The following is a 13,545-nucleotide window of genomic DNA, read 5'->3' on the forward strand; positions in this document are numbered from 1 at the left end:
CGTATTCGTCGTTATGAGCAACTCGTCTCAAGATAACACAGTTTCGAGTGATTAAATCCAGTTTGCGATTTTGTCGAATAAGCGATTTTTATCCGCTGGTTTCACGATAAAGTCAGACATGCCAGAAGAACCTATTTTGTCCAGCGTAACAGGTGAGCTATCCCCAGTATGCGCAATAATAGGTACCGACGCATAGTTTTTATCCGAGCTTCGAATTCGCCTTGAAGCTTCTACACCATCCATGATGGGCATCTCGATATCCATAAGAATGAGGTCAACGTTCTCTTGCTCTAATGTATCCAGTGCTTGCTGCCCGTCTTCTTTCTGAATCACTTCAAAGCCCTGCTTTTCGAGTAACATCGCGGTAAATTTTCGCAAAGATTCGTTATCATCCACGACCATAATTGTCCGCTTATTTGACGTATCCAAAGCCACTGAGGCCGTTGGTGTCGACACATAGCTTGAATCATACAAGAGACGGTCAATGGTTGGCTTAGTATTCAATAACCAGGCTTGAGTCTCGACCCAAATAGGCTCATATGCCGCTTTGCATGCTCTCTGTGTCGGGTGATGCTCAAAAAGATAAACGATACGAGCTTCCGTGAAAGACAGAAGAGATTCTAATCTATCTAATTGGTTTGCTCTTGCATCCAAGCTCTCAAGATCGATAAAAATCAGGTCGAATTCGAACTCATACTCTTTCTTTTTGAGCACTTGATTAACATCTAAGATCGTTGATTCAAAACCCATAAAACGGCTAATGTCCGTCACTTTCGACACAAGAATATCTTGATTAGTCACCGTTAGGATGGTTTTGAGTTTGGTCAAATCGTTTTTAATTTCAGTCACGATATCAGATGTGATCGGCGGGAAAGTTAACGTGAACTGAGACCACTCACCTAGCTGAGACTGGCATTCAATGTTACCTCCAAAAGAACGCATCACCTTTTTACAAAATGGTAAACCCAAACCATAGCTGCCTGACTTACCAGTTGTGTAAAAGTCCTGAAATATATTACGTAGGACATCAGGAGCAATACCAGCACCATTATCGGTTACAACTATTTGGTTTGAGTGCTCCGTACTCGTCATGGACACATGTATGTGGAAATCTTCAGATGTGCGGTGATGGAAGGCGTTCTTGAAAAGGTTATACATAACGTATTTAAGTAAGGTATCGCTACCAAGAAAATCAAACTCACTTCTCGCATCTAGGGATATAGCAAAACGATCCGTCGCACGCTTATAACTAAAGCTTTCAATCGCTTTTTCAACCACTGAGTGAGCAGAATGCTTTTGGAAACTGGATCGCGAGACACGGTTTTCGTCTATCGATGTCAGAAGTAAATCTATCGTCTCGTTGCCCGACTGGATGATGTTCATCGCATCCTCACTAACTTCGCGCAGCAGGGTGACATCCTCTCCGCTCATCAGATATTGGTCTTTCTCGGCTTCTTTTTTATTGGGTAAGACTGATTGGATAACATCGATTGACGTGCAAAGGCCACTTAAAGGGTTACGCATTTCATGCGCAATTCCGGCCCCGAATGACTTGGCCAACGACACTTTCGCTTCGTGCTCTACTTGGTTCCGAAAGTAGAATAAATTGCCAAATACATAAATAAAGAGAAAGATTGGCACATGCGTCCAGTCCATTGTTAAATCGAGATGAAACCCTTTCGCCACCCAAGCAAAGAATGTCGCTAAACCTATTCCGGCAAAAGTTTGAGCGAACATAACTCTTGTGACATGAACCAATAGAATGTGCAAGAAAATCGCGGACATAAATGACATGACCCAAACATTGGACCAGTCATTCATCAGTAACATATAGAAAAAGAAAAACGGTAAGCAGATCGTTATCGTCACTTGGTAGTAAATATGGATATATTTTCGACACGTTGACGACAGGCGATTTCTAAAAATGATGCCAAAGAACAATAGTGAACAAAACAGTCTGAGCGGCAAGTTTTCATAAGCCTGTGGGAAAACAAAATCCCAAACAAAGTAGTACAGCGGAAAGCCAAGAAACCCCATCCAACCAACGAGAGTCAGGTTGGGTTCTGCATATTGATAAACCTTACGTATCGAGTCCATATTATCTATTTTGCCTACTCCGCCTGACGTCCCAATAATGTGATTTGCATTCATTCTTATCGTTTTATTATTAAGTAATTATATATTACTTAACGCTTATAAGCAGCGCGAAATGGCGCAAATATTTCGCGACGCTTGTCTTTAATTTCAATCTTTTAAGATAGCGACACTTGATTTACAACCAAATAAATGAAGTTGCATATAGTTTAGTGTAATTTTGCGATAATCGCGTTGTATCCTAAGGGATGTTAATCTCATATACGTTCGAGACATTTAAACAGCGCCTTTGGCTCGAACTTCCAAAGATTTAACGACAGCGCTCACTGTGGATGTAACGCGGTGATGAACAATTGGCTTGGGGTGTGTTATGGAACCTTTACAAATAAAAAACGTAATTTTTGATGTGGGAAATGTATTAGTACGCTGGTCTCCGGTAGAGATTGTTCGCTTAACATTTGGTCACTCAGTAGAAGCGGAAAAAATGGCCCAGTTGCTGTTTTCATCACAAATCTGGAAAGACTTAAACAAAGGAATCATTTCCGAAGAGGAAGCCAAACTTTGCTATCAACGTGAGCACAAAGTGACAGCGGAAGAAATGGACCGCTTTTTTTACTACGTCAAACATACACAAATATTACTTTACGGCAGTGTCGAACTGCTAAAAAGAGTAAAAAGTGCAGGATATCGCGTTTATGCGCTCACAGACAACGTCAACGAAATTGTCGAGCATCTTCGTGCTACCTATGAGTTCTGGCCGCTGTTTGATGGTGCAATCATCTCTTCTGAAGTGCAGTTACTAAAGCCACAACCTGAGATCTACCAAGCCCTACTTTCAACGTATCAGCTTCAGGCTGAGGAAACGGTATTTCTTGATGATATGCCATACAACGTCGAAGGGGCCCGAGCGGTAGGCATGGAAGCCATTCAATTTGAAAATGCTCAGCAATGCGAGTCAGAGCTAAAAGCCATGGGGCTTTGCTTTTGAGTCGCCCACTGAAACACAAAACTTTAGGGCAGGCACAAAAAAGAGCAGCGTTGATGCTGCTCTTATTGCTAAGCTAAAACGTCAGACTAGGAGTAAATAACGTTTTCTTCTATCCCACTGACTAGTGACTGAGCATTCTTCCAACGGAATACCTTCTCCAATACTTCTGTACCACCTGGCGCACGCCAAGTTCGCTCTTGACATTCTTGACCTCCAATATGGCGGTAGAATTCAATTGCAGAAATGTTTTGCGATACGACTTCTAGATAAAGGCCAGTGTCTTTAAAGTACTGTTGCTGCCATTCTGCGACAGCAAGTAATAGCTGCTTGCCAATACCACGACCACGGTAGCTGTCATCAACATGCAGTGCGTCAATAAAGGTTCCACGCTCGAAGTCATGGTTGCCAAACACACAAACGAAGCCGAGCAACAAACCACCCTCTTCCGCCAAGACAATGTGCTGGTTGAATGGTGGGTTGGTCAGACGGGTTTGCCAGATCAGTAGTTTGTCGTCAATCGCCTCTTTATCAAGATAGTTATCACTAAGAATGCCACGGTAATGACGCTTCCAACTATCCGCATGAAGATGCGCAATGCGCTCGTAGTCCTTATATTCCGCTAATCGTAAATCCATTACGTATTCCTATTTTCTTACATTTTTTACTTCTTTATAGAGTCTCGGCATATTCCACCTTTATAACACTTGTTTCTTGGCAGATTTTATACACCTTAAGCCAGAGCTCATTTTTTAATACTACTCATTATTCAATTAAAAGCAAAATATCCCATCAAGTTCCTTAATGTACATCCAAAGGAACAGTCACATTTGTCTAACTTTAATTTGACTTACGCGTGTACGCTGATATTCTGGCGAACAGTTGTTAGCTCAAAGTTAGGAATACACCTGTGACTCAAAACAAACCACCCATTATCTGGTTGAATACATTGATATTTTCTTCCAGTTTTGTTCTGACTTTTATTGTAATGCCTTGGTATGCATATCATTTTGGACTGGGTTGGGAGCATCTAGTTTGGGGAGTGATAGCATTCAGTTTTACGAATCTTTCTATTACAGCAGGCTATCACCGACTCTGGAGCCACAAAACATACGAAGCTCATCCAATTTTACGTGCTATTTTTGCGATTGGAGGAGCATTTTCTTTGCAAAATAGTGCATTACACTGGTCTTCTGATCATCGTGTACACCACAAGCATGTCGACAATAACGACAAAGATCCTTACTCAGCGAAACGTGGCTTTTGGTATTCTCATATTGGTTGGATGTTACGCGACTACAACAAATCGCAGGAAAACGAATACACCAACTGCCGCGATTTAAAACGTGACAAAATCGTCATGTGGCAACATAAGTACTATGTTCCACTTGCTCTACTCACCAATATTGGCTTTCCGGTCGCTCTTGGAATTATATACGGCGATATTTGGGGTATGTTATTAGTAGTTGGTGCCGCTCGACTCTTTATGAGCCACCACACTACCTTTTTCATTAACTCACTTGCGCATGTTTGGGGAAAGCAGACTTTCACGGACAAAAACACCGCTCGCGACAACGGCGTGTTAGCCTTTTTCACATTTGGTGAGGGCTACCACAATTTCCATCATATCTTCGAGAATGACTATCGTAATGGTGTCTATTGGTGGCATTACGACCCGACCAAGTGGTTGATTAAGTCATGCTCTTGGCTAAGACTGACATCTAAATTACGCACAACGCCAACATTTAGAATAGAAAAAGCTCGCGCAACTCAACTCTTGAAGAAAGCAAAAGAAAAACTGGGAGCAAAACCGAATACGCAGACGATTCTCGATCAGTTACAACACGAGTTTGATGAGCTAGTTCATCACATGCAGGAATATTATGAAATGCGCAAGGAAGTGCTCGGTGCAAAAACAGCCAGTGTGGTAAAAAAATACGAGTGTTCTGTGACAAAGATAAAGTATCAGCAAATCAAAGCGGAGTTCGAGCGGCAACAACGCAGTTGGAACCTCATGGTGCGCCGATACGCTTAACTTAACCTATCCTTACGATTTAGCTTCGCTTCGGCGAAGCTTTTTTGTTGCAAGGATTATTACCCTCTCCCAACTCACTGAGTTGTTTCTTTTTCTCATTTTGAATCAATTCCCTCACTATTTATTCAAATTTCTGGTCATATTTTCCTTCCTGCAAACAGCTTCAAACCAGCACATAACACTTAGAAAACCAAATTCCAACAATACAATCTAACGAAATTAATTATTAAATTATTATTTGTCTCAGATCATGCAAGCCCCATATTTGTCTCGTGCCACAGTTAAGAATTCTGTAAATTCCTTGTCATAAACTGAAACAGTTTCTTTCTTTTTTTCATAACATTCGGAGATCCCTATGTTAGAGCTCTTAATTGGCTTAGTTGTCACCATTGCTGTGGGTTACTTTATCGTCAAAGGCTATAAAGCAGCGGGCGTGTTACTGACGGCTGGTATTGCTTTACTTCTTATGACTGGCGTATTGGGGCATGACGTGCTGCCCTCAAAAATCACCTCAACCGGTAACATGGTGACAGACGCGCTAGAATACGTGAAATACATGCTACAATACCGCGGCGGCGGCCTTGGTATGCAAATCATGTTGCTATGTGGCTTCGCTTCCTATATGACTCACATCGGCGCGAATAACGTTGTAGTGAAACAGTTCTCTAAACCGCTTTCTGTTATCAAGTCTCCTTATGTCCTTTTGGTAGCGGCTTACATTGTGGCGTGTTTGATGTCTCTTGCGGTAAGTTCTGCAACCGGCCTTGGCGTACTATTAATGGCGACATTATTCCCAATGATGGTCGCGATGGGGATCTCTCGTCCAGCAGCGGTTGCAGTTTGTGCCTCTCCTGCGGCAATCATTCTTTCTCCAACCTCTGGTGATGTGGTGATCGCCGCCGAAAAATCTGGCTTGGCGCTTGATGTGTTTGCGGTACAAACAGTGTTGCCTGTTTCTATTTGCGCAATCATCGTGATGGCTGCCGCGGCTTTCTTCTGGAACAAATACTTAGATAAGAAAGAAAATACGCCAATGGAAAAAATTGACGTATCAGAGATCAAAGCCGATGCACCAGCGTTTTATGCGGCACTGCCATTTCTACCTATCATCGGCGTGTTCCTATTCAACGGTCGTACCATTCCAGGACTTAGCCTAGACATTTATACTATTGTGGTCGGTTCGATTTTCCTTGGCGCTCTGATCCATTACGTTGTAAATAAGTTTGATGGTAAGAAATCACTGGAAGATTTAGATTCTTGTTACGCTGGCATGGCTGACGCGTTCAAAGGCGTTGTGATGCTTTTGGTTGCAGCGGGGGTTTTTGCGCAAGGTCTAATGTCTATCGGCGCTATCGATAACCTACTTCACCTTGCAGACAATGCAGGTGCAGGCGGTGTTGCTTTAATGCTTATCCTTACTGCATTGACAGTTGCAGCAGCAATTGCAACGGGGTCTGGTAACGCGCCTTTCTATGCATTTGTAGAGTTGGCACCATCTTTGGCTGCGAAAATGGGACTAAACCCAGCGTTCCTAATTATCCCGATGCTTCAAGCATCAAACCTAGGTCGTACTATCTCACCAGTGTCTGGCGTAATCGTTGCGACATCCGGTATGGCGAACATCAGCCCGTTTGAGGTTGTAAAACGAACATCTGTTCCGGTTCTTGCAGGTCTTATCACAGTTATTATTGGTACTATGGTACTTGTTCCAATGAGTGCCTAGCGGCATCGCCAATATTGCTTATCGACAAGGCCCGGCTTCTAGCTGGGCCTATTTCTTTCATCTCTCCAGTGCCATTATTCTTTCTGTATTGCTTTGTAAATGCATTTTAATTGTTACTCAACTCGTGACATATTTCTCGGTTATTACATCGCTTCTTCAGAAGCATTTGCTTAATATCTCAACAGTTTATATAAGAACTGAATACATTAAGAAAATGGGATTTATTATGACTGCATTTATTGTCTTTATCGTTATTGTCCTGCTCATTGTGGTGTACGCCGTCAGTATCTACAACAAGCTCGTTACTCTACAAAACCGTTTCAAAAACAGCTTCGCTCAAATAGAAGTTCAATTAAAACGTCGATACGATTTGATTCCGAACTTAGTTAATACTGCAAAAGGCTATATGGAACACGAAAAAGAAACATTTGAACGTGTCATCCAAGCTCGTAATCAAGCAATTGCTGGCCTGAAAGCAGCCAGTGACGCGCCTGGTAGTGATGCGGCAATTAGCCAACTAAACCAAGCAGAAGGCATGCTGCAAAGTGCGTTGGGCAAACTTAATGTTGTAGTGGAAGCCTACCCTGAGCTTAAAGCGAATGAAACCATGAGTCAGCTTCAAGAAGAATTAACCAGCACTGAGAACAAAGTTGCGTTTGCTCGCCAAGCATTTAATGATGCGGTAACCAGCTACAACACATACAAACAAACGTTCCCGCCAGTGTTGTTTTCCAACGCATTCGGATTCCAAGATGGCAAACTGTTAGAGTTTTCTGACAGTGCTGAAATACAAGCGGCCCCGAAGGTTGAGTTCTAATGAATTTCTTTGACCATCAAGATACCGCGCGTCAACGCACTGGGCTTTTGGTGTTCCTGTTTTCCTTAGCAGTTGTCACCATCACTGGTTTGGTAAGCGTATTATCGATTGGTATCTATTACGGAGTAACAGGCGAACACTTTGATCAAGAAACCGCACTTACCTACGTCTTGTTGTGCTTTGCCGGTGTATTGCTGGTTGTTGCGATAAGTTCAATGGTTCGCTTATCCGCCCTCACCTCCAATGGAGGCCGAGGGGTTGCTGAGAGCATAGGTGGCAAGCTGATTTCCTCAAACACCTTAGATGCAAAACATAGACAACTGCTCAACGTTGTGGAAGAGATGGCAATTGCATCTGGTATTCCGGTTCCTCCCGTCTATGTGATGCAGGAAGAGCGTGGTATCAATGCTTTCGCAGCAGGCATGAGCATTGATGATGCCGTCATCGGCGTCACACAAGGCGCACTGGATAGCTTCACGCGAGATGAACTACAAGGTGTCATTGCTCATGAATTCAGCCATATCTTAAACGGAGATATGCGTTTGAATACGCGTCTTATCGGCGTACTGTTTGGCATCACTTGCATTGCACATTTTGGACACTTGGTCTTAGATAACACTCATCATACGAGTCGCGTATCAAGAAGTTCTTCCGATTCCGATAAAGGCTTTGCGGTTATCATGCTGATTGCGATTATCTGTTTGGTTCTGGGCTGGATTGGCACCTTGTTTGGCTCGATGATCAAAGCTGCAATCTCTCGTCAACGTGAATTTCTCGCTGATGCCAGTGCCGTTCAATTTACTCGAAACGATCAAGGCATTGCTGGTGCACTCAAGAAAATTGGTAGTCATATGGCGGGTTCTTCATTGAATACAAAAGCAAGCGATGAGATGAGCCATATGATGTTTGGTCAAAGCAAACTCTCCGGCTTTTCTGGCCTATTTGCTACTCACCCTCCACTAGAAGAACGGATTCGCCGAATTGAACCTGGTTGGGATGGAAGTTTTTCTCAAAGTTCGCATCGTCCAACGACAAGCTTTGAGAATGATAACCTTAGTGGATTCACATCAGGGACATCGACACAACCTGAGAAACCAACCACCGCAGAACTCAGCGAAGTAGGTCAACAACTACTTAACCAACTTCCTTCCGAACTTATCGACATCGCTCGTGAACCATACAGTGCGCGCTTTATTGCTTTTGCCTTGATATTTGATGGCAGTGAACTCCAGCGAGAGATGATAAAAAGTCATATCCCAAAGGTGTCTCAAGCACAATTATTACCATGGCTGGATTATGATTTGCCTCTTCATCTACGCTTTCCATTACTCGAACTCTCCATTCCTGCCTTGAAATCGCTAAGTGAGGGTCAGAAAAACAGACTGTGCCAGATGCTACGCGAACTCTCTCAAACTGATGACCACTACTCACTCGCAGAATGGTGTGTCATCAACTTATTGGAGAAGCAACTACTCGAATCGTATGGATGTACAAAACAGTTCCAATCTTTAAAGCAATTAAAAGAGAGTGTGTTTTGGCTACTGCGCGAATTGGCTTGGGTTAGTCACTCTCAACCGGAAGACGCTCAACGTGCATTTAGCAGCGCCCTAACCTGTTTGGGCTTTAATGATGCAGAGTTACAACCCGCAAATAAGAACTGGGGCCTAAATCGCGCTGCTTTAGAGCTCCTACTGCAACTCAAACCGAAAAGTCGTCGCTTGTTCGTAAAAGCGTGTCGATTAGCGATTGAATCGGATGGAAAGGTTACCGTTGCGGAAGGAGAACTCTATAGGGTAATCGCCTGTTTCTTAGAAGTTCCAGAGCCGCCACTAACAGTATCAGTCAATACAGGACAAACCCTACCGAGCCAAACACAACAAGCTAACTGACTTAGCTTTAAACAAAAACGCCAGCAAAAGTGCTGGCGTTTTTTCATTATGTTTTCTTATTTGACGATTTACGCTGACTTAAATCGATCAGGGATCTTAGTGATACTCTCTCGATAACTAAACCATAAGTAGGTCACGGCGAGAGAGAAGAATAAATACGAAAGTGCGAATACGATTGGAGATGTAATTAATTCAGCCGACATTCCCCACATCACACCAACAACCGTTATCGTCAACTTAGAAAGCATGCCGCAAATTAGTAAGAATAAGGCAAGCTGCGGAAAGCGCGAGCTACGGAATGCAAAGAAATAACAGCTCCCTACCGCTAGAGAAGCAATAGATAGACCCAACATAAATGAATGGATGTGGTCTGCAGATGCGACACCAGCAGATACCGAAGCCATGAGTAATAGGAACAGTTTCATAAGTCACCTCACAACAAGTCTAAAAAAGCATCCCTTCATAAATGAAATCTCATTTTTCGCTATATTCTGCTCCTATAATCTGCAATTACAAGTGACTTTTTTGTTCACTTAATGCACAAAAAACCTAATCAGCCCTAGTTATTACAAAAGGTTAACAATTTAAATTTAAGAAACCCTTTACATCCAATACTTACGGCGACAAGACGATATTTCAGTCATTTTTGTTACAGGGAGTTAACACGGTAACATTTTGAAATTTTTTATATGAAATGTGAGCTGTGCACCCAACTGCACACTGAATTCTCTATTTTGACTAGTTCCTCATTCCCAATAACAAAAATCATCACTTTTTGATAACACTAAAACCACATACAAAACCATGAATTCACATCCGCTTTTAATGTTTCAAATTATTTTATCAGTAACGGTAAAAAGAGATTCCAATCACATATTTATTGGTTATAATCCGCGCTCATTGCGTTAATCGTTGAAAAACGCAAACTAATTTTGAGAAAAAACATCTTTAAACCAACCCTCTTTGCAGCATTGCCAACAAGAGGAAAAACTGAGAATGAAAATGAGCAAGATTGATAAAGCTATGCGCATCCTGTTAGCAGGGTTCTGTATCAACCTTTGTCTTGGCATCCTGTATGCTTGGAGTGTATTCAACAAGGCACTGGTAACTGAATCAGGCTGGAGTGCTGCAGAAGCTTCTGCACCTTACGCAACTGCAACCATCACTTTCTCTATCTGTCTTCTTGTTGCAGGTATTCTTCAAGACCGCATGGGTCCGCGTATGATTCTTATCCTAGGTACTGTTCTTACAGGTCTAGGCATGATCGCATCTGGCTTTGTTGACACTCCACTCATGCTGAACATTACCTTCGGTGTGATCACAGGTGCAGGTATCGGTTTTGGCTACGCATGCCTATCACCTTCTGCAATGAAATGGTTCCACGCTTCGAAGAAAGGCATGGTTAACGGCATTATTGCGGCTGGTTTCGGTCTAGCGGCTATCTACCTAGCACCAGTAACATCATCATTGATCGACAGCATGGGCATTCAAACGAGCTTTATGGTTCTTGGTGTTGGTATCCTGGCAATTGCAGTTCCTCTTGCAGCAACCATCAATAACCCACCAGCAGACTACACGCCTGCAGAACCGAAAGTAAAAGAAGGTCAAGCACCTAAAGCGGTTAAAAAGTCAGATGATCTAACTTGGAAAGCAATGCTGAAGACGCCACAGTTCTACTCTCTATGGATCATGTACGCATTCGCAGCTTCTGTTGGTCTAATGATCATCGGCAACATCACGACAATCGCAAGCGTTCAAGCAAACTTACCAAACGCGGTTTACCTAGCGTCTATTCTTGCTGTATTTAACTCAGGCGGCCGTGTTGCTGCGGGTATGCTTGCAGATAAAATCGGCGGTGTTCGTACGCTTCTACTTGCGTTCGTCTTACAAGGCGTAAACATGGTGTTGTTCGCAACGTTCGACTCTGAGTTCACTCTGATCATTGGTACTGCGATCGCAGCGGTAGGTTACGGTACACTTCTAGCGGTATTCCCTACTCTAACGGCCGAGTTCTACGGTTTGAAAAACTACGGTACTAACTACGGTGTGCTTTACACTGCATGGGGTATCGGTGGTGCAATCGGCGCAGCAGTTGTTGGCTTCTCTATGACGAACGGCGAAGGCTACACCTTGGCTTACACTATTTCTTCAGCAATGATGGCAGTATGTATCGTACTTGCGTTCATCACTAAGCCACTGTCTGAAGCGAAAGTAGCGCAGCTAAAAAACGCATAATTGCGAATTGATTTGATAGCGAAAAGGCTTAACCTATGGGTTAAGCCTTTTTTGTTATCGGTCGTTTATGGAAAGCCCTATCGAACTTGCACCAGACTACTATCTAGAAAACTTCTTTAAGCTGACTCACCACGCAGTAACCTGGTACAGCGATTTACTGGCCGAGGATGAACACGCTTGGCTTTGCTCGTTTGATTCCTTGAGCAAACACGCCCAATGCCTGTTGGTGCGTTTATACAGCCGAAAAGGGTGTTGGTTTCGAAGTGATAAGCTGAGTTATCAAGAAATACCTTCTATCAATGAAGCACTGGCAGAATTGAGTCAACATGAGTTTGTGGCCCTTTCCCCCACACTCTCTCATCAAGAGTTAGCGTCTAACTTACTGACGAAACCGGAGATCTCTGCACTTTACCCAGAGCTACCGAAGTCATTAAAGAAATATGCCCTTGTGGAGCGTTTAAGCAACACGGAATTTAATCGTTTTGAGCAGCTTGAGTTTACGATCATCAAACTCAATTCAGCTCACATGATCGACGTATTACTCACTCTGTTTTTCGCCAACACCCATCAAGACTTAAGTCAGTTTGTGCTTGATGACTTAGGTCTACATCAGTTCGAGCAATACCAATTGAGTAAAGTGCGCCGTTTCTTTGATTCACGTGAGCAAATAGACCGCTTAATTGAACTGAGCCAACTGAGCAACCTGTACTGGCAATTTGATCGAAAAGACAAAGCCAATCTCGACTTATTAATTGAGGCAATGCCTCAGCCCGTTAATCACCATTACGTAGATCGTAAACGTGAACACATGTTGAATGACATAGCACGTGATTACGAACGGATTGATGAGCTAGAGACCGCCCTATCACTATTTGGCCAAACTCAACTTGCTCCGAGCCGAGAACGACGCGCACGTATCTATGACAAACTAAACCAAGATGATTTATTTAGTGACATTGTCATAGAGATGCTACAGTCGCCAATTGATGTGTCTGAGCTCGAAGTCGCACAAAAACTTGAGCAACGGTTGAAGCGAAAACAAGGCGCGAAAGTACCAAGAGTAGCGAAGCCACTCTGCTCCGAATACCATATTGAACTGGATTTATCTCAACAACGAGTCGAGCTTGCCAGTAAAGCGTATTTTGAGTCCTTAGGCTGGAATGTGTTTTACGCTGAAAATGCGTTGCTCAACTCGCTACTGGGGCTTACATTCTGGGATGCGATTTTTGCTCCTATTGAAGGGGCATTCATTAACGCTTATCAACACCGTCCTTTAGATTTATATCACTCAGATTTTGTTACCAAGCGCCAAGCTTTGATAGACACCGCTTTTGCCGAGCTAGAAGCGGGCAACACCCAGACGTTATTGACAAAATACGATGAGAAGTTTGGCATTAGTAATCCATTTGTACATTGGAATTTAATAAGTAAAGAGCTACTCGAAACAGCGCTCAACACTATCCCAACCAATATGCTGATGGCGCTGTTCAAAATACAATTGAGCGACCTTAAGCTTTACCGTAATGGGATGCCGGATCTCATTGCTTTTAAAGAAAATGAGTTCGAGTGGATTGAAGTGAAAGGTCCTGGCGATAAACTCCAGGATAACCAATGGCGTTGGATCAAAGAGTTTATTCGCCTTACTGTCCCGTTTGCGGTGTGTTACGTCGCAGTGTAGTGGCATAGTGAATTTGGCCACCTGATTAAGAGGTGATGTATGATCATCTCGATACTAAAACAGGTGACATTATGACTAAGCGTGAAAGA

General features: G+C 43.0%; 10 protein-coding genes. 7 read left to right on the top strand and 3 right to left on the bottom strand.

The genetic code is table 11. From position 1 onward, the window contains the following. Positions 1–51: 51 nt before the first annotated feature. A complete protein-coding gene (locus B7360_RS13475; RefSeq protein WP_085343735.1) occupies positions 52–2,097 on the bottom strand; it encodes a response regulator in 2,046 nt (681 codons plus the stop codon). A 367-nt stretch (positions 2,098–2,464) separates the two neighbouring features. Here B7360_RS13475 and B7360_RS13480 point away from each other — a divergent pair, with 367 nt between their 5' ends. Beyond that, on the top strand, positions 2,465–3,082 hold the full coding sequence (locus tag B7360_RS13480; protein WP_085343736.1) for an HAD family phosphatase: 618 nt from the start codon (positions 2,465–2,467) through the stop codon (positions 3,080–3,082). Between the two features lie 86 nt (positions 3,083–3,168). On the opposite strand, the gene B7360_RS13485 is transcribed toward B7360_RS13480, so the two are convergent. Beyond that, a complete protein-coding gene (locus B7360_RS13485; protein ID WP_005398196.1) occupies positions 3,169–3,717 on the bottom strand; it encodes a GNAT family N-acetyltransferase in 549 nt (182 codons plus the stop codon). Positions 3,718–3,989: 272 nt separating this feature from the next. Between B7360_RS13485 and B7360_RS13490 the strand changes: the two genes are divergently transcribed. From B7360_RS13490 to B7360_RS13505, 4 genes are all read left to right on the top strand, one after another. After that, positions 3,990–5,114: a fatty acid desaturase gene (locus tag B7360_RS13490; protein WP_085343737.1), complete on the top strand. Its 1,125-nt coding sequence runs from the start codon at positions 3,990–3,992 to the stop codon at positions 5,112–5,114. Positions 5,115–5,469: 355 nt separating this feature from the next. Next, entirely contained in the window at positions 5,470–6,837 is a 1,368-nt protein-coding gene (dcuC, locus tag B7360_RS13495; protein WP_005398199.1) for an anaerobic C4-dicarboxylate transporter DcuC, read from the top strand. Between the two features lie 226 nt (positions 6,838–7,063). Continuing rightward, positions 7,064–7,654: a LemA family protein gene (locus B7360_RS13500; protein WP_005398201.1), complete on the top strand. Its 591-nt coding sequence runs from the start codon at positions 7,064–7,066 to the stop codon at positions 7,652–7,654. Continuing rightward, a complete protein-coding gene (locus B7360_RS13505) occupies positions 7,654–9,543 on the top strand; it encodes a M48 family metallopeptidase (RefSeq protein WP_085343738.1) in 1,890 nt (629 codons plus the stop codon). The genes B7360_RS13500 and B7360_RS13505 overlap by 1 nt, the downstream gene beginning before the upstream one ends. Positions 9,544–9,611: 68 nt before the next feature. Here the strand turns inward: B7360_RS13505 and B7360_RS13510 are convergent, their stop codons facing one another. After that, the gene (locus B7360_RS13510) at positions 9,612–9,968 is read right to left on the bottom strand and encodes a hypothetical protein (RefSeq protein WP_005398137.1); all 357 of its coding nucleotides are present in this window, start codon (positions 9,966–9,968) and stop codon (positions 9,612–9,614) included. A gap of 577 nt (positions 9,969–10,545) precedes the next feature. Between B7360_RS13510 and B7360_RS13515 the strand changes: the two genes are divergently transcribed. Together B7360_RS13515 and B7360_RS13520 are read left to right on the top strand one after the other, a co-directional pair. After that, positions 10,546–11,778 (top strand): OFA family MFS transporter, encoded by a 1,233-nt coding sequence (locus B7360_RS13515; protein ID WP_031780690.1) that lies wholly within the window; start codon positions 10,546–10,548, stop codon positions 11,776–11,778. Positions 11,779–11,845: 67 nt separating this feature from the next. After that, the gene (locus tag B7360_RS13520) at positions 11,846–13,456 is read left to right on the top strand and encodes a VRR-NUC domain-containing protein (protein ID WP_085343739.1); all 1,611 of its coding nucleotides are present in this window, start codon (positions 11,846–11,848) and stop codon (positions 13,454–13,456) included. Positions 13,457–13,545 lie beyond the last annotated feature (89 nt).

This window comes from Vibrio sp. ArtGut-C1 (genome assembly GCF_002105475.1).
GTDB classification, from domain to species: domain Bacteria; phylum Pseudomonadota; class Gammaproteobacteria; order Enterobacterales; family Vibrionaceae; genus Vibrio; species Vibrio diabolicus.

Excerpts from the sequence above, each read along its gene's own strand:
- B7360_RS13475 (WP_085343735.1), bottom strand. The coding sequence starts at position 2,097 with ATGGACTCGATACGTAAGGTTTATCAATATGCAGAACCCAACCTGACT.
- B7360_RS13480 (WP_085343736.1), top strand. The coding sequence starts at position 2,465 with ATGGAACCTTTACAAATAAAAAACGTAATTTTTGATGTGGGAAATGTA.
- B7360_RS13485 (WP_005398196.1), bottom strand. The coding sequence starts at position 3,717 with ATGGATTTACGATTAGCGGAATATAAGGACTACGAGCGCATTGCGCAT.
- dcuC (WP_005398199.1), top strand. The coding sequence starts at position 5,470 with ATGTTAGAGCTCTTAATTGGCTTAGTTGTCACCATTGCTGTGGGTTAC.
- B7360_RS13500 (WP_005398201.1), top strand. The coding sequence starts at position 7,064 with ATGACTGCATTTATTGTCTTTATCGTTATTGTCCTGCTCATTGTGGTG.
- B7360_RS13505 (WP_085343738.1), top strand. The coding sequence starts at position 7,654 with ATGAATTTCTTTGACCATCAAGATACCGCGCGTCAACGCACTGGGCTT.
- B7360_RS13510 (WP_005398137.1), bottom strand. The coding sequence starts at position 9,968 with ATGAAACTGTTCCTATTACTCATGGCTTCGGTATCTGCTGGTGTCGCA.
- B7360_RS13515 (WP_031780690.1), top strand. The coding sequence starts at position 10,546 with ATGAGCAAGATTGATAAAGCTATGCGCATCCTGTTAGCAGGGTTCTGT.
- B7360_RS13520 (WP_085343739.1), top strand. The coding sequence starts at position 11,846 with ATGGAAAGCCCTATCGAACTTGCACCAGACTACTATCTAGAAAACTTC.